The sequence below is a fragment of the Geofilum sp. OHC36d9 genome, from assembly GCF_052400685.1.
Taxonomy (GTDB): Bacteria; Bacteroidota; Bacteroidia; order Bacteroidales; family Marinilabiliaceae; genus CAZHHH01.
The window spans coordinates 288092-289579 of record NZ_JBQTGJ010000004.1 but is presented as its reverse complement, the minus strand read 5'-3'; the positions used below and the strand labels follow the sequence as shown (position 1 = coordinate 289579).

Sequence of the window (1488 nt, the reverse complement as noted above, 5' to 3'; positions counted from 1 at the left end):
TTCGGCCCGCTGACGACCGGCGCACGGGTGAGTAACGCGTATGCAACCTGCCTGTAACAAGGGGATAGCTCCCTGAAAGGGGAATTAATACCGTATAAGACCACACTTTCGCATGGAAGAGGGGTAAAATATTTATAGGTTACAGATGGGCATGCGTGACATTAGCCAGTTGGTGAGGTAACGGCTCACCAAAGCAACGATGTCTAGGGGTTCTGAGAGGAAGGTCCCCCACACTGGTACTGAGACACGGACCAGACTCCTACGGGAGGCAGCAGTGAGGAATATTGGTCAATGGACGCAAGTCTGAACCAGCCATGTCGCGTGCAGGAAGACGGCCCTATGGGTTGTAAACTGCTTTTGTATGGGAAGAAAGTTAGCTACGTGTAGCTATTTGCCGGTACCATACGAATAAGCATCGGCTAACTCCGTGCCAGCAGCCGCGGTAATACGGAGGATGCGAGCGTTATCCGGATTTATTGGGTTTAAAGGGTGCGTAGGCGGAATGGTAAGTCAGTGGTGAAATACTGCAGCTTAACTGTAGAATTGCCATTGATACTGTCATTCTTGAGTACAGTTGAGGTAGGCGGAATGTGGTGTGTAGCGGTGAAATGCATAGATATACCACAGAACACCGATTGCGAAGGCAGCTTACTAAAGTGTCACTGACGCTGAAGCACGAAAGCGTGGGTATCAAACAGGATTAGATACCCTGGTAGTCCACGCCGTAAACTATGATTACTAGTTGTTTGCGATATATTGTAAGCAACTGAGCGAAAGCATTAAGTAATCCACCTGGGGAGTACGTCGGCAACGATGAAACTCAAAGGAATTGACGGGGGCCCGCACAAGCGGAGGAACATGTGGTTTAATTCGATGATACGCGAGGAACCTTACCTGGGCTTAAATGGGGAGTGACGTATGCCGAAAGGTGTATTTCTTCGGACACTCTTCAAGGTGCTGCATGGTTGTCGTCAGCTCGTGCCGTGAGGTGTCGGGTTAAGTCCCATAACGAGCGCAACCCCTATCGATAGTTACCAGCACATAATGGTGGGGACTCTATCGAGACTGCCGGTGTAAACCGCGAGGAAGGTGGGGATGACGTCAAATCAGCACGGCCCTTACGTCCAGGGCTACACACGTGTTACAATGGCCGGTACAAAGGGCAGCTACACAGCGATGTGATGCGAATCCTAAAAACCGGTCTCAGTTCGGATCGAAGTCTGCAACCCGACTTCGTGAAGCTGGATTCGCTAGTAATCGCGCATCAGCCATGGCGCGGTGAATACGTTCCCGGGCCTTGTACACACCGCCCGTCAAGCCATGGAAGCCGGGAGTACCTGAAGTATGTAACCGCAAGGAGCGTCCTAGGGTAAAACTGGTGACTGGGGCTAAGTCGTAACAAGGTAGCCGTACCGGAAGGTGTGGCTGGAACACCTCCTTTCTGGAGAGCTGTCTCAAAGACTTTGGAAAAAGATGGACTCAAGATGA

Annotated in this window: 1 rRNA gene; it reads left to right on the top strand. The window is 51.1% G+C overall.

The features are described from left to right. Positions 1-1441, top strand: a 16S ribosomal RNA gene (locus tag ACT3CD_RS07375); the annotation flags it as partial. Positions 1442-1488: the final 47 nt, after the last annotated feature.